Origin of the sequence: Propionivibrio dicarboxylicus (assembly GCF_900099695.1) — a bacterium.
Lineage (GTDB): Bacteria > Pseudomonadota > Gammaproteobacteria > Burkholderiales > Rhodocyclaceae > Propionivibrio > Propionivibrio dicarboxylicus.
Map to the genome: position 1 here is coordinate 1 of NZ_FNCY01000027.1, position 18773 is coordinate 18773.

Genomic DNA, 18773 nt, shown 5'->3' on the forward strand with positions numbered 1-18773 from the left:
CTGGTGGTGTCGGCGGCCGACGGTCCGATGCCGCAAACGCGTGAGCACATTCTGCTGGCGCGTCAGGTGGGTGTTCCGTACATCATCGTGTTCATGAACAAGTGCGACATGGTTGATGATGCTGAGCTGCTCGAGCTGGTTGAAATGGAAGTTCGCGAGCTGCTGTCGAAGTACGAATTCCCTGGCGACGACATTCCTATCGTCAAGGGCTCGGCGCTGAAGGCGCTGGAAGGCGACACGAGCGATCTGGGGGAAGGCGCGATCATGGCGCTGGCGGATGCGCTGGACAGCTACATTCCGACGCCGGAGCGTACGGTTGACAAGCCGTTCCTGCTGCCGATCGAAGACGTGTTCTCGATTTCGGGTCGTGGTACGGTGGTGACGGGTCGTGTTGAGCGCGGCATCGTGAAGGTTGGCGAGGAAATCGAAATCGTTGGTATCAAGCCGACGGTGAAGACGACCTGCACGGGCGTTGAAATGTTCCGCAAGCTGCTCGACCAAGGTCAGGCTGGCGATAACGTTGGCGTTCTGCTGCGCGGCACGAAGCGTGAAGAAGTCGAGCGTGGCCAAGTGTTGGCGAAGCCGGGTTCGATCACGCCGCATACGCACTTCACGGGTGAGGTGTATGTGCTGTCGAAGGACGAAGGTGGTCGTCACACGCCGTTCTTCAACAACTATCGTCCGCAGTTCTACTTCCGTACGACGGACGTGACGGGTGCGATCTCGCTGCCGGAAGGCACGGAGATGGTGATGCCTGGCGACAACATCCAGATGACGGTGAAGCTGATTTGCCCGATCGCGATGGAAGAAGGTCTGCGTTTCGCCATCCGCGAAGGTGGTCGTACCGTCGGTGCCGGCGTCGTCGCCAAAATCATCGAGTAATTCTTGAAACAGGACGAGGCTCGGCCTCGTCCTCTGCTCTTTGGAATAACTATGCAAAACCAAAAAATTCGTATCCGTCTGAAGGCTTTCGACTATCGTCTGATCGATCAGTCGGCGCTGGAAATTGTCGAAACCGCCAAGCGTACCGGCGCTGTCGTTCGTGGCCCGGTTCCTCTGCCCACCCGTATCCAGCGGTTTGACGTTTTGCGTTCGCCGCACGTCAACAAGACGTCGCGCGATCAGTTCGAAATTCGTACGCACCTTCGCCTGATGGATATCATCGATCCGACCGACAAGACGGTTGACGCGTTGATGAAGTTGGACCTGCCGGCGGGTGTTGACGTCGAAATCAAGTTGCAGTAATCGCAGTTTTGCGGCTATAATCGCCGCCTTTCGCCGGATGGTGTCATTGACACCATCCATTTTGTGTTGAAGCGCTCGCCGGCCAATCGTAGCCGGCAAGAGGAGAATAACCATGAGTCTAGGCCTTGTTGGGCGCAAGGTCGGCATGACGCGCATTTTCACCGACGACGGCGTGTCCGTTCCGGTGACCGTGCTCGATGTGTCGAACAACCGCGTCGCCCAGATCAAAACGCCTGAGAACGACGGCTATGCAGCCATTCAAGTGGCATTTGGCAAGCGTCGTCCTTCTCGCGTCAATAAGTCCCTGGCGGGGCACCTGGCTAAAGCCGGTGTTGAAGCGGGTAATCTGCTCAAGGAGTTCACGGTTTCGACCGACGAGCTCTCTTCCCTGAAGCCGGGTGATCAGATCAGCGTCAGTATTTTTGCCGTCGGACAGAAAGTCGATGTGACCGGTCAGTCGATCGGTAAGGGCTTTCAGGGCGGTATCAAGCGGCATAATTTCAAGTCGCAACGTGCCACGCACGGTAACTCGGTGTCGCACAACGCGCCGGGTTCGATCGGTATGAACCAGGATCCGGGCCGTGTTTTCCCCGGCAAGCGGATGGCCGGTCATATGGGTGACGTGCAGCGTACCCAGCAAAACCTTGAGGTCATTCGGGTTGATGTCGAACGTCAGCTGTTGTTGGTCAAGGGCGCCGTGCCCGGCTCGAAAGGGTCGGATCTGGTCGTGCGTCCTGCAGTCAAGGCGGGGGCATAATGGAACTCAAGCTCATTAATGAACAAGGGCAGGAAGCCAGCCGCTTGCAAGCGTCTGATGTCCTGTTCGGCCGCGACTACAACGAGTCGCTGGTTCACCAGGTCGTCGTTGCTTACCAGGCGAATGCGCGTAGCGGTAACCGCGCACAGAAGGACCGGGGTCAAGTGTCGCACACGACGAAGAAGCCCTTCCGTCAAAAGGGAACGGGTAACGCGCGTGCCGGTATGTCGTCTTCGCCGCTGTGGCGCGGGGGCGGTCGGATCTTCCCGAATTCGCCGGAAGAAAACTTCAGCCAGAAGCTGAACAAGAAGATGTATCGCGCCGGTATGGCCTCGATCCTGTCGCAGCTCGTGCGTGAGGACCGCCTTGCGGTTGTCGATACGCTCGAAGTCGACGCGCCGAAGACCAAGCTGTTCGCGCAAAAGATCAAGGGCATGGGTTACGACTCGGTTCTGGTCATCACGGACGCGCTCGATGAGAACGTGTATCTCGCTTCGCGCAACCTGCCGAACGTGCTGGTGCTGGAAGTGAATGAAGCCGATCCCGTGTCGCTGATTCGCTTCCCGAAGGTGCTGATGACCAAGAGCGCCGTCGCCAAGTTTGAGGAGATCCTGGGATGAATCAACAACGTCTGATGCAAGTTCTCCTTGCACCGCAGATCTCCGAGAAGGCGACGTTCGTTGCCGACAAGAACGAGCAGGTGATTTTCCGTGTCGCCTCGGATGCGACTAAGCCGGAAATCAAGGCTGCCGTCGAACTGCTGTTCAAGGTCGAAGTGGAATCGGTCCAGGTCGCCAACGTTAAGGGCAAGCAGAAGCGCTTCGGTCGCGCCATGGGTGCTCGCAAAAATTGGAAGAAAGCGTACGTCAGCTTGAAGCCGGGCCAGGAAATCAATTTTGTTGATGGAGGTGCTGCGTAATGGCTCTCGTCAAAGTCAAACCAACCTCCCCGGGTCGTCGTGCCGTCGTCAAGGTTGTCAACGCGAACCTGCACAAGGGTGCGCCGTTCGCCGGTCTGCTCGAGCCGCAATCGAAAAACGCGGGGCGCAACAACAACGGTCGTATCACCACCCGTCATCAAGGCGGCGGACACAAGCAGCACTATCGTGTGATCGACTTCAAGCGCACCAAGGATGGCATTCCGGCCAAGGTTGAGCGTCTGGAATACGATCCGAACCGTACCGCCAACATCGCCCTCCTGCTCTACGCAGATGGTGAGCGTCGGTATGTGATCGCGCCGAAGGGTATGGTCGTCGGTCAGCAGGTCATCAGCGGTTCCGAAGCGCCGATCAAGGCCGGTAACGCTCTGCCGATCCGTAACATTCCGGTCGGTACGACGATTCACTGCATCGAGATGATCCCCGGAAAGGGCGCACAATTGGCCCGCTCGGCGGGAACGTCGGCCCAGCTTCTCGCGCGCGAAGGCGTGTATGCGCAGCTTCGCTTGCGCTCCGGCGAAGTCCGTCGCGTGCATGTCGAGTGCCGTGCGACGATCGGTGAAGTCGGCAACGAAGAGCACAGCCTCCGCTCGATCGGTAAGGCTGGTGCCAATCGTTGGCGTGGTATCCGTCCGACGGTTCGCGGCGTTGTCATGAACCCGGTCGATCACCCGCACGGTGGTGGCGAAGGTCGTACGTCGGCAGGTATGGATCCGGTCAGCCCGTGGGGTACCAAGACCAAGGGTTATCGCACTCGGTCGAACAAGCGCACGAACTCGATGATCGTGCAGCGCCGTCACAAACGCTAAGGGGTAGAACACTATGGGACGTTCCATTAAAAAGGGCCCGTTTGTCGATGCCCATCTGATCAAGAAGGTCGACGCTGTTCGCGCGACCAGTGACAAGCGCCCGATCAAGACCTGGTCGCGTCGTTCGACGATTCTCCCGGATTTCGTCGGCCTGACCATCGCGGTGCATAACGGCAAGCAGCACATCCCGGTGTATGTCACCGAAAACATGGTTGGCCACAAGCTCGGCGAATTCTCGCTGACCCGGACGTTCAAGGGTCACACCGCCGGCAAGAAGGCGAAGAAGTAAAGGAATGGATATGGAAACTCGTGCTATTTTGCGCGGCGTTCGGCTGTCGGACCAAAAGGGTCGACTGGTGGCCGACCAGATCCGCGGACTGCCGGTTGATAAGGCTCTGAACATCCTGACTTTCAGCCCGAAGAAGGGGGCCGGTATCATCAAGAAAGTGCTTGAATCGGCGATCGCCAATGCCGAGCACAATGATGGTGCCGACGTTGATGAACTGAAGGTGAAGTCGATCTATGTCGAAAAAGGCATGGTGCTCAAGCGTTTCACCGCGCGCGCCAAGGGACGTGGTAACCGGATCATTAAGCCGACCTGCCACATTTTCCTGACCGTCGGGAACTGAGGACAAAAATGGGACAGAAAATTCATCCGACTGGTTTTCGTCTGGCCGTCACCCGTGACTGGTCGTCGCGCTGGTATGCGAACAGCAAGGACTTCGCGGGCATGCTCAATGAGGATGTTCAGGTCCGTGACTATCTCAAGGCGAAGCTCAAGCACGCTTCCGTGGGTCGTGTGCTGATCGAGCGTCCGGCCAAGAATGCTCGCGTGACGGTCTTCTCGGCGCGTCCGGGCGTTGTCATCGGCAAGAAGGGCGAAGAGATTGATCATCTGCGCTCGGCGCTGCAGAAGATCATGGGCGTGCCGGTGCACGTCAGCATCGAAGAGATTCGCAAGCCCGAACTGGATGCGCAGTTGATCGCTGACTCGATTACGCAGCAGCTCGAAAAGCGGATCATGTTCCGTCGCGCGATGAAGCGTGCGATGCAGAATGCGATGCGTCTTGGCGCCCAGGGCATCAAGATCATGAGCTCTGGCCGACTCAACGGTGCGGAAATCGCTCGCCGCGAATGGTATCGCGAAGGCCGTGTGCCCTTGCATACCCTGCGCGCTGACATCGATTACGCGACCTCCGAAGCGCTCACGACCTATGGCATCATCGGTGTCAAGGTGTGGGTGTTCAAGGGCGAAATTCTCGATCGCAACGAGCAACCGGCGGTTGCCAATGATGTGCCGGCAGGTGATGAGCCTTCCCGCAAGCCCCGTCGTCTCGGCAAGCCGGGCAGCGAAGGGGACAAGCCCCGGGCGCGTACCGTGAAGGCCGATGCTCCGGGGTCCGAAGGAAAGGCTCCGGCAAAACGAGTAAGAAAGGCAGGAACGACAGATGCTGCAGCCAACTAGAAGAAAGTACCGCAAGGAACACAAGGGCCGTAACACTGGCCTGGCGACTCGGGGTGCCAAGGTCAGCTTCGGCGATTTCGGCTTGAAGGCCACCGGACGCGGACGGCTGACGGCGCGTCAGATCGAAGCGGCTCGTCGTGCGATGACGCGTCATATCAAGCGCGGCGGTCGGATCTGGATCCGGATTTTCCCGGACAAGCCCATCTCGAAGAAGCCTGCCGAAGTTCGGATGGGTAACGGTAAGGGTAACCCCGAGTACTACGTTGCCGAGATCCAGCCCGGTAAGGTGCTGTATGAAATGGACGGCGTTAACGAAAGCCTTGCCCGTGAAGCGTTCGCGCTTGCGGCTGCCAAGCTTCCGATCCCGACGACGTTCGTCACGCGAATGGTAGGTTGATCATGAAAGCAAGTGAACTCAGAGTAAAGAGCGTCGACGAGCTGAACAAGGAGCTGCTGGATCTCCTGAAGGCCCAATTCGGTTTGCGCATGCAGGCAGCGACCCAGCAGTTGAGCAACTTTAGCCAGATCGGCAAGGTGCGGCGCGATATCGCGCGCGTCCGTACCGTTCTCCGTGAAAAGGCGGTGCAACAATGAGCGAAACGACGAACAAGCGGACGCTGATCGGACGCGTGGTGAGTGACAAGATGGACAAGACCGTCACCGTGCTGGTCGAACGTCGCGTCAAGCATCCGATGTATGACAAAATCATTGTGCGTTCGCAGAAGTACCATGCGCACAACGAGGGTAACGAAGCCAAGGCGGGGGATCTGGTCGAGATCCAGGAAGGCCGCCCGATTTCGAAAACCAAGGCTTGGTCAGTGACCAAGTTGCTGGAAAAAGCTGTCGCGATTTAAAAGCTTGTAATTTTTGCAATTGGGGGTATAATGCCCCCCTTTCGCGCCCGGCTATCACAGCCGGGTGTTTCTCCCGTACGGGTTCCAAGACTGACCGCGAGTTTTGCAAACGGCGCGGGATAAGTTGGAGAGTGTGATGATTCAAATGCAAACGGTTCTGGACGTCGCCGACAATACCGGCGCTCGTTCAGTGATGTGTATCAAGGTGCTGGGCGGCTCCAAGCGTCGCTATGCCAGTGTCGGCGATATCATCAAGGTTAGTATCAAGGATGCCGCGCCGCGCGGTCGTGTCAAAAAAGGTGACGTTTACAACGCCGTTGTCGTGCGTACGGCAAAGGGTGTGCGTCGCCCCGATGGCTCGCTCGTCAGATTTGACGGTAATGCGGCTGTGCTCCTCAACAACAAGCTGGAGCCGCTCGGCACCCGCATCTTTGGGCCGGTCACGCGCGAACTGCGCGGCGAGCGCTTCATGAAGATCGTGTCCCTGGCTCCTGAAGTCCTGTAAGGAGCTGCCATGGAAAAAATTCGCAAGGGCGACGAAGTCGTCGTCATTACCGGAAAAGACAAGGGCAAGCGCGGTACTGTGGCGCGCCGTGTCGACGCGGAGCATGTCGTGGTTGAGGGCGTTAATCGCGTCAAAAAACACGTCAAGCCGAATCCGGTCAAGGGGGTTGTTGGTGGTGTGATCGAGAAAGACATGCCGCTGCACGTATCGAATGTCTCGCTCTATAACCCGGCGACCAAGAAGGCGGATCGGGTTGGCTTCAAGTTGCTTGATGACGGCAAGAAAGTGCGCGTCTTCAAGTCGAACGGCGAAGTGGTGGGGGCGTAAGGAGCGATCATGGCGCGTTTGCTGGATTACTACAAGAACACCGTTGTGCAGGAGCTGACCCAGAAGTTTGGTTACAAGTCTCCGATGGAAGTGCCTCGCATCACGAAAATCACCCTGAATATGGGTGTTGGCGAGGCGGTTGCCGACAAGAAAGTCCTGGAATTTGCCGTTGGTGATATGACCAAGATTGCTGGTCAGAAGCCGGTGGTGACGAAGGCTCGCAAGTCGATCGCCGGCTTCAAGATTCGCGACGGTTACCCGATTGGCTGCATGGTGACGTTGCGCGGACCGCGCATGTTCGAATTCCTGGATCGTCTCGTGACGGTTGCGCTGCCGCGCGTCCGCGACTTCCGCGGAATTTCGGGCAAGGGCTTCGACGGTCGTGGCAACTACAACATGGGCGTTAAAGAGCAGATCATTTTCCCGGAAATCGAGTACGACAAGATTGACGTGCTGCGCGGGATGAATATCAGCGTGACGACCACGGCCAAGACCGACGACGAAGCGCGTGCTCTTCTTGGCGCGTTCAAATTCCCGTTCAAGAACTGAGGCGAAAATGGCGAAACTTGCATTGATTAACCGCGAAGCCAAGCGTCGCAAGATGGTCGAGAAGTTCAAGGCCAAGCGTGAAGCCTTGGAAGCGATCGTGAATGATGAAAGCCGTAGCGAAGAGGATCGTTACGAGGCGCGCCTCAAGATTCAGGCGTTGCCGCGTAATTCGAGTTCCGTTCGTCTGCGCAACCGTTGCCAGCTGACCGGTCGTCCGCGTGGCGTTTTCCGCAAGTTTGGTCTGGGCCGCAGCAAGCTGCGCGACTTCGTCATGCGTGGCGAAGTGCCCGGTATGACCAAGGCCAGCTGGTAAGCAGGAGAAGATACTATGAGTATGAGCGATCCGATCAGCGATATGCTGACCCGTATCCGCAATGCCCAGATGGCAAACAAGGCGTCCGTCGCCATGCCGTCGTCGAAGGTCAAGGTAGCGATCGTCAAGGTGTTGAAGGATGAAGGCTACGTTGAGGATTTTGCCGTTCGCGACGTCGAAGGCAAGGCAACCCTTGAGATTGGCCTGAAGTACTACGCCGGTCGTCCGGTTATCGAGCGCATTGACCGCGTTTCGAAACCTGGCCTGCGGATTTACCGTGGTGCAGGCGATATTCCGCGAGTGATGAATGGCCTTGGCGTGGCGATCGTGTCGACGCCCAAGGGTGTGATGACTGACCGCAAGGCACGCGCCAGCAATGTTGGTGGCGAAGTGCTGTGCATCGTCGCATAAGGGGAAGAAGCGATGTCCCGCGTTGCAAAAAATCCGATTGTTCTGCCGCAGGGCGTTGAAGTCGCCCTGAGCGCAGAAAAGATCTCCGTGAAAGGGCCGTTGGGCTCGATCAGCTTGGCGGCCAATCCCGCCGTTGCGGTCGTGCAAGAGGGGTCGGCCCTGTTGTGCAAGCCGGTCGAGGGCGCGGCAAACGCCAATGCGCTTTCGGGAACCATTCGTGCCATCGTCGCCAACATGGTGACCGGCGTGAGCAAAGGTTTCGAGCGCAAGCTGAATCTGGTGGGCGTTGGTTATCGTGCTCAGGCTCAGGGTGATACGCTGAACCTGACGCTGGGCTTCTCGCATCCGGTCGCGCACAAGATGCCGGCCGGCGTCAAGTGCGAAACCCCGACGCAGACCGAGATCGTGATCAAGGGCGTGGATAAACAGCAAGTCGGCCAGGTGGCGGCAGAGATCCGCGCCTACCGCAAGCCTGAACCCTATAAGGGCAAGGGCGTGCGCTATGCCGGCGAGGTGATTGTCCTCAAGGAAACGAAGAAGAAGTAAGGGTGCATAGATGATTGACAAGAACCAAGCGCGGTTGCGCCGGGCCCGCAAAACCCGGATCAAAATTGCCGAACTGAATGCGTTGCGTCTGTCCGTGCACCGTACCAACCTTCACATTTATGCGCAGGTGTTTTCGCCCTGCGGATCGAAGGTGCTCGCGGCGGCGTCGACGCTCGAGCCCGAGGTTCGCAAAGAGCTTGCCAATGGCGGCAACGTCAAGGCAGCGACGGTGATCGGTAAGTTGATCGCTGAGCGCGCCAAGAAGGCGGGCATCGAACAGGTCGCTTTCGACCGGGGTGGTTTCCAGTATCACGGACGAGTCAAGGCATTGGCTGAAGCCGCGCGCGAAGCCGGCCTCAAGTTCTGATCGCCGCGCGAAACGGAGTAAGTAATGGCAAAACCGCAAAGCAAGAAGACGCAGCAAGCCGAGAAGCCTGATGACGGCATGCGCGAGAAGATGATTTCGATCAACCGCGTCACCAAGGTTGTGAAGGGGGGTCGGATTCTCGGCTTCGCCGCGCTGACCGTGGTGGGCGATGGCGATGGTCGTATCGGCATGGGCAAGGGTAAGTCCCGTGAAGTTCCGGTTGCCGTGCAAAAGGCGATGGAAGAAGCCCGTCGTAAGATGGTCAAGGTGAGCCTGAAGAACGGCACGCTGCACCACACGGTGGTGGGTCGCCACGGCGCATCCACGGTGATGATGCAGCCGGCGCCGGAAGGTACCGGGGTTATCGCCGGCGGCGCGATGCGTGCAGTGTTCGATGTGATGGGCATGACGAACGTGGTTGCGAAGGCCCACGGTTCGACGAACCCCTACAACATCGTGCGTGCGACGATCAACGGACTGATGGCGATGAACACGCCTTCCGAAATTGCTGCCAAGCGTGGCAAGTCGGTAGAGGAAATCCTGGGGTAAGCCATGGCAGAAAAGAAAATCAAAGTGACGCTCGTCAAGAGTGTGATCGGCACCAAGCAATCGCATCGCGCGACGGTGCGCGGTCTGGGGCTGCGTCGACTGAACAGTTCGGCCGAGTTGATCGACACGCCCGCAGTGCGCGGCATGATCAACAAGGTGGCCTACCTTGTGAAGTGTGAGGGGTAACATGAAGCTCAATACCATTCAGCCGGGCGAAGGCTCCAAGCATTCGAAGCGGCGTGTCGGACGCGGTATCGGCTCCGGCTTGGGGAAGACCGCCGGACGAGGCCACAAGGGTCAGAAGTCGCGTGCAGGTGGCTTCCACAAGGTTGGTTTCGAAGGCGGTCAAATGCCTCTGCAACGCCGTTTGCCGAAGCGTGGATTCAAGTCCTTGACAAATGCGCGCAACGTGGAAGTCTGCTTGTCCGAAATCAGCGCGTTGCCGATCGATGAGATCGATCTGCTCACGCTGAAACAGGCCAATCTCGTGTCGCAGCATGCGCTGTCGGCTAAGGTTGTGCTGTCGGGCGAGATTTCCCGCAAGGTCACGCTCAAGGGCGTTGGCGCGACCAAAGGTGCCAAGGCAGCGATCGAAGCTGCCGGTGGTTGTGTGACGGAATAACGACGATAACGGTGACGATCCTTGGCAACAAATCAGACACAGATCAGTAAAGGTGGTAAATACGGCGACCTTAAGCGCCGTCTGTTCTTCCTGATCGGCGCCTTGATCGTCTACCGAATCGGCGCGCACATTCCTGTTCCGGGCATCGACCCGCAAGTACTGGCGGATCTGTTCAGCAAGCAGCAGGGCGGCATTCTGGGTATGTTCAACATGTTCTCGGGTGGCGCCTTGTCGCGATTCACGATCTTCGCGCTCGGAATCATGCCGTACATTTCTTCGTCGATCATCATGCAATTGATGACGCACGCCAGTCCGCAACTCGAGGCCTTGAAGAAGGAAGGTGAAGCCGGTCGTCGGAAGATTACGCAATACACCCGCTATGGCACGGTGTTCCTGGCGCTTTTCCAGGGTATCGGTATCGCGATCGCGGTGGAATCTCAGCCTGGGCTGGTTCCCGATCCGGGGATGTTGTTCCGCTTCGTTACGGTTACTACGCTGTTGACGGGCACCATGTTCCTGATGTGGTTGGGTGAGCAAATCACTGAGCGTGGTCTTGGCAACGGTATCTCGATCATCATTTTCAGCGGTATCGCCGCGGGTTTGCCGAACGCTGTCGGCGGCCTGCTTGAACTGGTTCGTACCGGCGCGATGCATCCGCTGACGGCACTGTTCATTACGTTCCTGGTTGCCGTGGTTACCGCGTTTGTCGTGTTCGTCGAGCGCGGGCAGCGGAAGATTCTCGTGAATTATGCCAAGCGGCAGGTCGGAAACAAGATCTACGGTGGACAGAGTTCGCACTTGCCGCTGAAACTGAATATGTCGGGCGTTATTCCGCCGATCTTCGCGTCGTCGCTGATTCTGTTCCCGGCTACCGTTGCGGGGTGGTTCGGTTCGAGTGACTCGATGCGCTGGCTCAAGGACATTGCGGCTGGTCTGGCACCGGGACAGCCGGTTTATGTGATGCTGTATGCTGCAGCGATCATTTTTTTCTGCTTCTTCTACACCGCCTTGGTCTTCAACTCGAAGGAAACGGCGGACAATCTGAAGAAGAGCGGCGCGTTTGTTCCGGGTATTCGCCCGGGTGACCAGACGGCCCGTTATATCGACAAGATCCTGATGCGGCTTACGCTCGTCGGCGCCGCTTACATCACGATCGTGTGTTTGTTGCCTGAGTTTTTGATCCTTAAGTGGAACGTGCCGTTCTATTTTGGTGGAACGTCGTTGTTGATTATCGTGGTGGTGACCATGGACTTCATGACGCAGGTTCAAGCGTATGCCATGTCGCATCAGTATGAAGGGCTCCTCAAGAAAGCGAATTTCAAGGGCGCCGGATTTCCGACGAAATAGCGATGGCCAAGGAAGATTTGATTGAAATGCAAGGGGAGGTTCTTGAGAACCTTCCGAATGCAACGTTTCGGGTAAAGCTGGAAAACGGCCATATCGTTCTGGGGTTCATCTCGGGAAAGATGCGTATGCACTACATTCGCATTTTGCCGGGTGACAAGGTGACCGTTCAGTTGACGCCTTACGATTTGAGCCGGGCACGTATTGTGTTCCGGGCGAAATAAGAATCTCTACGCAAGTGATGTAATCAGGCTGAAGGCTGGCTGCGCCGAACGCCGAAATATTAGGAGTTAACCATGAAAGTGCTGGCATCTGTTAAACGCATCTGCCGCAAGTGCAAAGTTATTCGGCGCCACGGCATCGTGCGTGTGATCTGTTCGGATCCGCGCCACAAGCAGCGTCAGGGTTGATCGGCAGACCGTTTCTCTGAAACGTACCTGACGATTGAAGATATAATCAACAGTTTCGAATATTTGGGGTAAATCAATGGCCCGCATCGCAGGGGTAAATATTCCCAACCATCAGCACGCCGAAATCGCGTTGACCGCGATTTATGGTATCGGACGTAGCCGCGCGCAAAAGATCTGTGATGCTGTCGGCATCGCTCGGTCGGTCAAGGTCAAGGACCTTACGGAAGCCGAAATGGATCGCTTGCGTGAACAGGTTGGCAAGTTCACCGTTGAAGGTGACCTTCGTCGCGAAGTCACGATGAGCATCAAGCGTCTAATGGATCTGGGTTGTTATCGTGGTCTTCGGCATCGCAAAGGCTTGCCCGTCCGTGGCCAGCGCACGCGTACTAACGCTCGTACCCGCAAGGGTCCGCGCAAGGCGATTGCCGGCAAGAAATAAAAGGATCTGACATGGCCAAGACCGCAACGAAAGTTCGCAAGAAAGTCAAGAAGAACGTCGCCGAGGGCATCGCCCACATTCACGCGTCGTTCAATAACACCATCATTACCATTACCGACCGCCAGGGCAATGCGCTGGCATGGGCGACCTCGGGTGGCGCTGGTTTCAAGGGCTCGCGTAAGAGCACGCCGTTTGCCGCGCAGGTCGCTGCCGAAGCCGCTGGCAAAGTGGCTGTTGAGTGTGGCGTCAAGAATCTCGAAGTTCGCATCAAGGGGCCTGGCCCCGGTCGCGAATCGTCGGTTCGCGCGCTCAATGCGTTGGGAATGAAGATCACGGCGATTACCGACGTGACTCCGATTCCGCACAACGGTTGCCGTCCCCCCAAGAAGCGTCGGATTTAAGGAGAAAGACAAGTGGCTCGTAATCTCGATCCTAAGTGCCGTCAGTGCCGTCGCGAGGGCGAAAAACTGTTCCTCAAGGGTGATAAGTGCTTCACCGACAAGTGCGCCATCGAGCGTCGTTCGTATGCTCCGGGTCAGCATGGGCAAAAATCTGGCGCCCGTCTGTCGGACTACGGCGTGCATTTGCGTGAAAAGCAAAAGATTCGTCGTATCTACGGCGTTCTCGAAGGTCAATTCCGCAAGGTTTATAAGGAAGCCGATCGTCGTAAGGGCGTGACCGGCGAAAACCTGCTGCAGTTGCTCGAATCGCGTCTCGATACGGTTGTTCACCGCATGGGCTTTGCGGCTTCGCGTGCTGAATCCCGTCAGGTTGTTCGCCACAACGGCGTGCTGGTGAACGGTCGTCGCGTGAATGTTCCGTCGTATCAGGTTCGCCCGGGCGATGTGGTCGAAGTGACCGAGCGCGCGAAGAACCAACTGCGCGTGAAGGCAGCGCTGGCTGCGGCTGAGTCGCGTGGTTTCCCGGAATGGGTTGAAGTCAACGTCAAGGAAGCCAAGGGTACGTACAAGGCGCGTCCGGAGCGTAGCGAATTGCCGCAGTCGATCAACGAAGGCCTCGTGATCGAATTGTATTCGAAGTAATAGCGGCTTCGTGCGACTGAACCAGGCAAAGGACAAGACATGCAAAGCAGTGGACTTTTGAAACCGCGAATCATCGACGTACAGAGTTTGTCGCCGGTGCACGCTCGGGTGGTGATGGAACCGTTCGAGCGTGGTTACGGCCATACTCTGGGCAATGCCTTGCGCCGTATCCTTCTTTCTTCGATGCCCGGTTTCGCGGCAACCGAAGTCAGTATCGACGGTGTGTTGCATGAATACTCGACGATCGACGGCGTTCAAGAAGACGTGGTCGACATCCTTCTCAATTTGAAAGGCGTCGTCTTCAAGCTTCACAATCGCGAAGAAGCGATCGTTCAACTTTCGAAGGAAGGCGAGGGCGTGGTTCGCGCTGGCGATATCGTGGTTTCCCATGATGTCGAGATCATCAACCCAGATCATGTGATCGCGCATCTTTCAGCCGGTGGAAAACTTGCCATCGAACTGAAGGTGGAAAAGGGCCGTGGTTACGTCCCCGGAAATGCGCGTCGCCTGAGCGAAGTGAGCAAGAGCATCGGGAATCTGGTTCTCGACGCATCGTTCAGCCCGATTCGCCGGGTGAGCTATTTCGTCGAAAGCGCCCGGGTTGAGCAGCGTACCGATCTCGACAAGCTGATCATGGAGATCGAAACCAACGGCGTGATTGAGCCGGAGGAGGCGATTCGCACGGCCGCGCGTTTGTTGATGGAACAGCTTTCGGTCTTTGCCGACCTCGAGGGGACGGCGCTGCCGATCGAGCACCAAAAGGCTGTTCAGGTGGATCCGCTGCTGCTGCGTCCGGTCGACGATCTCGAACTGACCGTGCGTTCCGCGAACTGCTTGAAGGCCGAGAACATTTACTACATTGGCGATCTCATCCAGCGCACTGAAAACGAGTTGCTGAAGACGCCGAATCTCGGTCGCAAGTCGCTCAATGAAATCAAGGAAGTGTTGGCCGCGCGCGGCCTGACGCTGGGCATGAAGCTTGAGAACTGGCCGCCGGCCGGGCTTGAGAAGTAAGCTGCTCGGCCAAGAATAGGAAGGAATTGATATGCGTCACCGTTTGGGACTTCGTAAGCTGAACCGCACCAGCGCTCACCGCCTGGCCATGCTGCGTAACATGGCGGTTTCCCTGTTGCGGCATGAAACCATCAAGACGACCCTGCCGAAAGCCAAGGAGTTGCGTCGTGTTGTTGAGCCGATGATTACCCTGGGCAAGAAGCCGAGCCTGGCAAATCGTCGTCTGGCATTCGACCGTCTGCGCGATCGTGAAATCGTCGTCAAGCTCTTTGACGAACTGGGACCGCGGTATGCGACCCGCAACGGAGGATATCTCAGTATTCTCAAATGCGGATTCCGTGATGGCGATAACGCACCGATGGCATTGGTGATGTTGCTCGACCAGCCGGAAGTTGTCGAAGCTGATACCGCCGAAGCCGCGTAAGTAGCTGTCGGCCTAAGAAAAAGCCAGGCGTTGCCTGGCTTTTTTTCGTTCAAATGGCGCCCAGTGGCGCCGGTCTTATCGGAGGTGATCCATGTCCGAGAATGAATCAATTGCCATTTCGCTGCCTTCAGCGCAGCCAACGCTGCGGGTGGTGCCGATGCCCTATGACGCTAACCATAACGGCGATATTTTCGGTGGGTGGATCATGTCGCACGTCGATGTGGCCGGTGGCGTGGAAGCCTATCGCCGTGCTCAGGGGAGGGTGACGACGGTTGCCGTGAACTCGTTCGTTTTCAAGCAGGCAGTCCGTATTGGGGATGTTGTCAGCTTCTATGCATCGGTCGTCGAGACGGGGCGTACCTCGATCAAGGTCGATGTCGCTGTCTATGCTGAACGGAATACCCAGGAATCCCGTGTTGTTAAGGTCACCGAGGCAGTGCTGACGTATGTTGCAATTAACCAACAAGGCGAAAAGCGCGCATTGCCGACCGCTGTATAGTCAGTTGGAATTTACGCAAATAAACATAAAATACGACAGTTTGCGGCCGTGTGCGGTGGCCGCGTGTGCGGGTTTTTATCAGGAGGGTGTATGGCCAAGAGTATTTCCATGAAGGTAGCGATGGTGCTGCTCCCCGGAGTGATTTCCGGAACAGCGGTAGCATCCGGCTTCCAACTGCTGGAGCAAAGCGCGAGCGGCATTGGGAATGCTTTTGCCGGATCGGCGGCGGTCGCCGAAAATGCCAGCACCGTGTATTTCAATCCCGCCGGAATGACGCAGCTGCAAGGTGTTCAATTGTCCGGTGGCGTTGCCGCGGTAAACCCGAGCTTCACTTTTAGCGACAAGAACTCAAGCGTGGGTTCTTTAGCGGGAACCGGTAATGGAGGCAATGCCGGAGGTTGGGTTGGCATCCCGAATGGCTATGCATCGTGGGGGGTGAGCAAGGATTTATTTGTTGGCCTTGGCATAAGCGCGCCTTTCGGGCTCAAGACCGAATACACAAACAGATGGTTGGGGGCTGCACAATCGATTAAATTTGATATCAAGACGCTGAATATCAATCCTTCGGTCGCGTATAAGGTCTCCGACAACCTGTCGATTGGTGGCGGTTTGAATTGGCAGAAGATCGAGGCTGAATATGTTCGAGCAGCCGCAACAACCAGTGCCGGTGCCGCTGCAGTTAACTCGACGATGAACCTTTCTGACAGCGCATGGGGATGGAATGCGGGGGCGCTCTTCACTGTTTCCCCGTCAACAAAGGTCGGGTTGTCCTATCGTTCTCAAGTTAAATATCACACCACCGGCGATGTAAAGCTCGCAAGCGATGGCTCAGCAGCGGGAAACGCGACGCTTGCGGCTTTGGTGGCAGCGGGGCGCCAGAGCGATTTGAAGGCAGATTTAACCGTTCCTGATACTCTTATCATGAGCGTCACCCAGAAATTAAGCGACAAATGGGAGATGCTTGGGGATGTGTCAAGAACGGGGTGGTCGTCAATTCCCAAGGTTGACATCATGCGCACGTCGGGAACCTTGAATGGTCTGTTGGCCCAATCCCTTGGGACGGAATTCAGAAATACCTGGCGCGTGGCTTTAGGGGCGAATTATCAATATAGCCAAGAGTGGAAACTGAAATTTGGGATTGCCTATGATCAGTCGCCTGTTAAAGGCGCAACCACTCGTTTGACTTCGCTTCCCGACAATGACCGGATTTGGCTCTCGACGGGCGCGCAGTGGACATTGAGTAAAGCAGCGAAAGTCGATCTCGGCTTAACTTATATTCATGTCAAGAAGAGTGAAATTAATAACAATCAGACCGCGGATGGTCGAGGTCTTGTGAGCGGTGACTATACGGGAAGTATCTGGATCGTTGGCGCGCAGTACTCGCATGCCTTCTGACCCGTTTGTTTCTTGCCGCGAAATGCCCCGCCGGTCGGGGCATTTTTGTTCTTTGAGCGGCAATTTCCTCGTTTGTGGCCGATGCAGTCGAGTCTGGGATAATATTCGGCATTCATTCTGACGATTCGGCCAATGGAACTTGATTTTCTGACCAATTCTGGCTGGCGTGAGGCCTTGGTGGTCGCAATCGGCCTCCTGACGGTCTATATCGTCTTCATTTGCCTGCGCATGCATCGTCTCAAACAGGATGCACTGCGTGTTGAGACTGCGGCCGCCGCATTCGTGTCGTCCTCAGCAGTCGCGGCCTATCATGCTGAACAGCAGGGAAAGCCTGCCGAGCAGTATGAGGAAGGACCGAGCGAGTTGGGGGCGTCAGACTTTCAATTTCCCTGGAATGAGCCGCCAGCGCCGAATGTCGAAGCGCAGCGTGTCGCCACGCTCGAAATGGATGTCGATTTGCTGCGCAAGGAGGTGGGCGGTCTGCGCGCGGAGATTCTCGTCTTGCGCGAAGCTATTCAGCGCTTGAACGAGGTCGCTGCGGCGCCACCGCCACCGCCACCTCCGGCCGTCGTTCGAGAAGAGCGCCGCGTGGCAGTGACCGAGTTGATTGCGCCGCAATATAGCGAGGCTTTGCAGTTGGCACGGAAGGACGCCAGTCCGGCTGAAATCTCCGAGCAATGCGGCATCACGCGCGCTGAGGCGGAATTGGTGGCGGCCCTGGTCCGAAATCGCGATAATTGAAAACGGCATATTCCACTGCGGAAGCTCACATGGCGGCAAGCGCGAATCCTGACACTCCCTCCCAAAGCCTTTCCAATCTCAGGCGCAAGCTGATTCTGCGAATGGGGGTCGCCGGGTTGATGATTGTTGGCTTGCTAGGTGGCTTGGCTTTGTTCGACTATATGGGGGCGCGCGTCGAGTCCGAGCCGGAAGCGACCCGCTACACCGAACCCGTACCGGTCGCCAGGAAGTCGATCACGCAACCTGTGAAGCCGATCGAACCCTTGCCCGAGGTCAAAGAGGACAAGAAAGAAACTCCGGCGCCGGAAACCACCAGTCCGCCGGTCGATAAATCAGCGCCGAAACTAGATGTTCCGCCTCGGCCAGAGGTCGCTGCTCGACCGGCGTTGCCGAAGTCAGGGAGTGGTTCGACGATGCGTGCCGCGTCGGGGCCAGTGTCGGCACCGATGCATAGCAGCGGGGCCTCTGGCCCGTCATCTGCGCCTGTCAAAGTTTTTGAGCCGCTGCCGGCGCGAGCGGGGGCAGCCATGCCGACCGCGCGCAACGAAACAGGGGCGGCGATGCCGCTCCCGGCCTCGCCCTCGCGGCTGTTTTCAGGTTTTGCTCTTCAGGCAGGTGTGTTCACCGAGCCGCGGCGCGCCGAGGAACTGCATGCGCGCCTGACGCTGGAGGGGATCCCGTCGACGATCGAGGCGCGCGTCCAGGTGGGGCCCTTCAATTCCAAGGAAGAGGCGGAAGCGGCTCGGATCAAGATGAAGTCGATGGGAATCGACGCCGTCATGCTCATGCCGAGCCGACTGCGGCGTTAAGCCGACGGGGAGCCGCGATGCAAGCGGCGCAGGAATACGGTCATTTCCTTGACTGCCTGAATGTCGCCATGCGATGTGGCCGCAGTAATGCCCTGCGTAAATGCTTCGATCGCCGCCGGGATCTCGCCGTTGGCTGAGAGCGCCTTGCCCAGCAATTTCCAGGCTGCCGACGCGCTTGGGTCGAGCGCCAGGGACTGGCGCAGATACTCGGCCGCTTGGCTGGGGTGGCCTGCTTTCAGCCATTCGTTGCCGAGCGCATAACGGAGCAAGGCACCATCGTGCGCCCCGCCGAGAAGCTTTTCCAATCGCGTAATGCTGGGTGGGAGCGTCGGTTCGGTATCCATGGTCAGTGACTCGTCTTGACGGTTTCAAATTTCGGCTTTGCCCCGCTTCGTGGTT

Annotated in this window: 35 protein-coding genes; 34 read left to right on the forward strand and 1 reads right to left on the reverse strand. The window is 57.4% G+C overall.

What is annotated here, in order from left to right; translation table 11 throughout:
• From tuf to BLR25_RS19815, 34 genes are all read left to right on the forward strand, one after another.
• Window positions 1–882: elongation factor Tu (gene tuf / locus BLR25_RS19650; protein WP_091940317.1), on the forward strand; the 882-nt coding region annotated here is incomplete at its 5' end.
• A gap of 51 nt (window positions 883–933) precedes the next feature.
• Complete coding sequence (gene rpsJ, locus BLR25_RS19655; RefSeq protein WP_091940319.1) at window positions 934–1245, forward strand: 30S ribosomal protein S10; 312 nt, start codon at window positions 934–936, stop codon at window positions 1243–1245.
• Between the two features lie 112 nt (window positions 1246–1357).
• Window positions 1358–2002, forward strand: a complete 645-nt coding sequence (rplC, locus tag BLR25_RS19660) for a 50S ribosomal protein L3 (protein ID WP_091940321.1) — start codon at window positions 1358–1360, stop codon at window positions 2000–2002.
• Window positions 2002–2622 (forward strand): 50S ribosomal protein L4, encoded by a 621-nt coding sequence (gene rplD, locus BLR25_RS19665; RefSeq protein WP_091940323.1) that lies wholly within the window; start codon window positions 2002–2004, stop codon window positions 2620–2622. Before rplC ends, rplD begins: the two co-directional genes overlap by 1 nt.
• Complete coding sequence (gene rplW, locus BLR25_RS19670; RefSeq protein ID WP_091940325.1) at window positions 2619–2921, forward strand: 50S ribosomal protein L23; 303 nt, start codon at window positions 2619–2621, stop codon at window positions 2919–2921. The genes rplD and rplW overlap by 4 nt, the downstream gene beginning before the upstream one ends.
• Window positions 2921–3748, forward strand: coding sequence for a 50S ribosomal protein L2 (gene rplB / locus BLR25_RS19675; RefSeq protein WP_091940327.1), 828 nt, complete (start codon window positions 2921–2923; stop codon window positions 3746–3748). Before rplW ends, rplB begins: the two co-directional genes overlap by 1 nt.
• A gap of 13 nt (window positions 3749–3761) precedes the next feature.
• On the forward strand, window positions 3762–4037 hold the full coding sequence (gene rpsS / locus BLR25_RS19680; protein WP_091940329.1) for a 30S ribosomal protein S19: 276 nt from the start codon (window positions 3762–3764) through the stop codon (window positions 4035–4037).
• Window positions 4038–4047: 10 nt separating this feature from the next.
• On the forward strand, window positions 4048–4377 hold the full coding sequence (gene rplV / locus BLR25_RS19685; protein ID WP_091940331.1) for a 50S ribosomal protein L22: 330 nt from the start codon (window positions 4048–4050) through the stop codon (window positions 4375–4377).
• Between the two features lie 8 nt (window positions 4378–4385).
• Window positions 4386–5213 carry a 30S ribosomal protein S3 gene (rpsC, locus tag BLR25_RS19690; protein ID WP_091940333.1) on the forward strand — a complete coding sequence of 276 codons (828 nt, stop codon included), beginning with the start codon at window positions 4386–4388 and terminating at the stop codon, window positions 5211–5213.
• Window positions 5197–5610, forward strand: a complete 414-nt coding sequence (rplP, locus tag BLR25_RS19695) for a 50S ribosomal protein L16 (RefSeq protein ID WP_091940334.1) — start codon at window positions 5197–5199, stop codon at window positions 5608–5610. The genes rpsC and rplP overlap by 17 nt, the downstream gene beginning before the upstream one ends.
• A gap of 2 nt (window positions 5611–5612) precedes the next feature.
• Window positions 5613–5807 carry a 50S ribosomal protein L29 gene (gene rpmC / locus BLR25_RS19700; protein ID WP_091940422.1) on the forward strand — a complete coding sequence of 65 codons (195 nt, stop codon included), beginning with the start codon at window positions 5613–5615 and terminating at the stop codon, window positions 5805–5807.
• Window positions 5804–6067 (forward strand): 30S ribosomal protein S17, encoded by a 264-nt coding sequence (gene rpsQ / locus BLR25_RS19705; protein WP_091940336.1) that lies wholly within the window; start codon window positions 5804–5806, stop codon window positions 6065–6067. Before rpmC ends, rpsQ begins: the two co-directional genes overlap by 4 nt.
• Window positions 6068–6203: 136 nt before the next feature.
• A complete protein-coding gene (gene rplN / locus BLR25_RS19710) occupies window positions 6204–6572 on the forward strand; it encodes a 50S ribosomal protein L14 (RefSeq protein ID WP_091940338.1) in 369 nt (122 codons plus the stop codon).
• Window positions 6573–6581: 9 nt separating this feature from the next.
• Window positions 6582–6899 (forward strand): 50S ribosomal protein L24, encoded by a 318-nt coding sequence (gene rplX, locus BLR25_RS19715; RefSeq protein WP_091940339.1) that lies wholly within the window; start codon window positions 6582–6584, stop codon window positions 6897–6899.
• Window positions 6900–6908: 9 nt separating this feature from the next.
• Complete coding sequence (rplE, locus tag BLR25_RS19720; protein WP_091940341.1) at window positions 6909–7448, forward strand: 50S ribosomal protein L5; 540 nt, start codon at window positions 6909–6911, stop codon at window positions 7446–7448.
• A gap of 7 nt (window positions 7449–7455) precedes the next feature.
• A complete protein-coding gene (gene rpsN / locus BLR25_RS19725) occupies window positions 7456–7761 on the forward strand; it encodes a 30S ribosomal protein S14 (RefSeq protein ID WP_091940343.1) in 306 nt (101 codons plus the stop codon).
• 15 nt (window positions 7762–7776) lie between these two features.
• Window positions 7777–8172 carry a 30S ribosomal protein S8 gene (gene rpsH, locus BLR25_RS19730; RefSeq protein WP_091940345.1) on the forward strand — a complete coding sequence of 132 codons (396 nt, stop codon included), beginning with the start codon at window positions 7777–7779 and terminating at the stop codon, window positions 8170–8172.
• A gap of 12 nt (window positions 8173–8184) precedes the next feature.
• Window positions 8185–8718: a 50S ribosomal protein L6 gene (gene rplF, locus BLR25_RS19735; RefSeq protein WP_091940347.1), complete on the forward strand. Its 534-nt coding sequence runs from the start codon at window positions 8185–8187 to the stop codon at window positions 8716–8718.
• Between the two features lie 10 nt (window positions 8719–8728).
• Complete coding sequence (gene rplR / locus BLR25_RS19740; RefSeq protein ID WP_425438701.1) at window positions 8729–9085, forward strand: 50S ribosomal protein L18; 357 nt, start codon at window positions 8729–8731, stop codon at window positions 9083–9085.
• Window positions 9086–9109: 24 nt separating this feature from the next.
• Window positions 9110–9634: a 30S ribosomal protein S5 gene (rpsE, locus tag BLR25_RS19745; RefSeq protein WP_091940349.1), complete on the forward strand. Its 525-nt coding sequence runs from the start codon at window positions 9110–9112 to the stop codon at window positions 9632–9634.
• A 3-nt stretch (window positions 9635–9637) separates the two neighbouring features.
• On the forward strand, window positions 9638–9820 hold the full coding sequence (gene rpmD, locus BLR25_RS19750; RefSeq protein ID WP_091940351.1) for a 50S ribosomal protein L30: 183 nt from the start codon (window positions 9638–9640) through the stop codon (window positions 9818–9820).
• A gap of 1 nt (window position 9821) precedes the next feature.
• On the forward strand, window positions 9822–10256 hold the full coding sequence (gene rplO, locus BLR25_RS19755; protein WP_091940353.1) for a 50S ribosomal protein L15: 435 nt from the start codon (window positions 9822–9824) through the stop codon (window positions 10254–10256).
• Between the two features lie 21 nt (window positions 10257–10277).
• Complete coding sequence (gene secY / locus BLR25_RS19760) at window positions 10278–11603, forward strand: preprotein translocase subunit SecY (RefSeq protein WP_091940355.1); 1326 nt, start codon at window positions 10278–10280, stop codon at window positions 11601–11603.
• A 2-nt stretch (window positions 11604–11605) separates the two neighbouring features.
• Window positions 11606–11824, forward strand: a complete 219-nt coding sequence (gene infA / locus BLR25_RS19765; protein ID WP_091940357.1) for a translation initiation factor IF-1 — start codon at window positions 11606–11608, stop codon at window positions 11822–11824.
• A 72-nt stretch (window positions 11825–11896) separates the two neighbouring features.
• Window positions 11897–12010: a 50S ribosomal protein L36 gene (rpmJ, locus tag BLR25_RS19770; protein ID WP_091940358.1), complete on the forward strand. Its 114-nt coding sequence runs from the start codon at window positions 11897–11899 to the stop codon at window positions 12008–12010.
• 76 nt (window positions 12011–12086) lie between these two features.
• A complete protein-coding gene (gene rpsM / locus BLR25_RS19775) occupies window positions 12087–12449 on the forward strand; it encodes a 30S ribosomal protein S13 (protein WP_091940360.1) in 363 nt (120 codons plus the stop codon).
• Window positions 12450–12460: 11 nt separating this feature from the next.
• Window positions 12461–12850: a 30S ribosomal protein S11 gene (rpsK, locus tag BLR25_RS19780; protein WP_091940362.1), complete on the forward strand. Its 390-nt coding sequence runs from the start codon at window positions 12461–12463 to the stop codon at window positions 12848–12850.
• Window positions 12851–12862: 12 nt separating this feature from the next.
• Complete coding sequence (rpsD, locus tag BLR25_RS19785) at window positions 12863–13492, forward strand: 30S ribosomal protein S4 (protein ID WP_091940365.1); 630 nt, start codon at window positions 12863–12865, stop codon at window positions 13490–13492.
• Window positions 13493–13531: 39 nt separating this feature from the next.
• Window positions 13532–14506, forward strand: a complete 975-nt coding sequence (locus BLR25_RS19790; protein ID WP_091940367.1) for a DNA-directed RNA polymerase subunit alpha — start codon at window positions 13532–13534, stop codon at window positions 14504–14506.
• 31 nt (window positions 14507–14537) lie between these two features.
• Window positions 14538–14930 carry a 50S ribosomal protein L17 gene (rplQ, locus tag BLR25_RS19795; protein ID WP_091940369.1) on the forward strand — a complete coding sequence of 131 codons (393 nt, stop codon included), beginning with the start codon at window positions 14538–14540 and terminating at the stop codon, window positions 14928–14930.
• Window positions 14931–15021: 91 nt separating this feature from the next.
• Window positions 15022–15429 carry an acyl-CoA thioesterase gene (locus tag BLR25_RS19800; RefSeq protein ID WP_091940370.1) on the forward strand — a complete coding sequence of 136 codons (408 nt, stop codon included), beginning with the start codon at window positions 15022–15024 and terminating at the stop codon, window positions 15427–15429.
• A gap of 90 nt (window positions 15430–15519) precedes the next feature.
• Window positions 15520–16824 (forward strand): OmpP1/FadL family transporter, encoded by a 1305-nt coding sequence (locus BLR25_RS19805; protein ID WP_091940372.1) that lies wholly within the window; start codon window positions 15520–15522, stop codon window positions 16822–16824.
• A 132-nt stretch (window positions 16825–16956) separates the two neighbouring features.
• A complete protein-coding gene (locus BLR25_RS19810; protein ID WP_091940375.1) occupies window positions 16957–17565 on the forward strand; it encodes a DUF2802 domain-containing protein in 609 nt (202 codons plus the stop codon).
• Window positions 17566–17594: 29 nt separating this feature from the next.
• Entirely contained in the window at window positions 17595–18374 is a 780-nt protein-coding gene (locus tag BLR25_RS19815; protein WP_091940377.1) for an SPOR domain-containing protein, read from the forward strand.
• On the opposite strand, the gene BLR25_RS19820 is transcribed toward BLR25_RS19815, so the two are convergent.
• On the reverse strand, window positions 18371–18718 hold the full coding sequence (locus BLR25_RS19820) for a tetratricopeptide repeat protein (RefSeq protein WP_091940379.1): 348 nt from the start codon (window positions 18716–18718) through the stop codon (window positions 18371–18373). The two genes, BLR25_RS19815 and BLR25_RS19820, sit on opposite strands and share 4 nt — an antisense overlap.
• Window positions 18719–18773 lie beyond the last annotated feature (55 nt).